Source organism: Pseudomonas sp. JV245A, assembly GCF_032424515.1.
GTDB lineage: Bacteria > Pseudomonadota > Gammaproteobacteria > Pseudomonadales > Pseudomonadaceae > Aquipseudomonas > Aquipseudomonas protegens.
Genome location: NZ_VYKE01000614.1, coordinates 1 through 307 on the forward strand (window position 1 = coordinate 1; position 307 = coordinate 307).

Here is a 307-nt window from a genome sequence, read left to right on the forward strand (position 1 = left end):
CGGCAGGCGGTTTTCCACGCGACGGTTCTGTGGCCCGGCATCCGGCACCCGCAGGCCCACGGTGCGGTTCTCTTCGCCCCACTCGACGTTCACCGGCGCCGAGGTATCGGGCAGGAAACGACGGAACGAGTTGACGTTGGGGGCGAACAGCGGCAGCAGCTCGGGAATGAACTTCTGCAAACCACCGATGTGGTTGAGGAACAGCTGGCTCATGGTCCCGTCTTCATTGGAGAAGACGTTCTTGCCGGTGTTGATGTCGATGATGCTCTGGTGCAGGTGCATGGCGCTGCCGGGCTCGCCGGTCATG

At 63.2% G+C, this 307-nt stretch carries 1 pseudogene; it reads right to left on the reverse strand.

The window, feature by feature from the left end:
* Nucleotides 1–307 (reverse strand): annotated as a pseudogene (locus tag F6S12_RS33290) (glutamine synthetase); the annotation flags it as partial.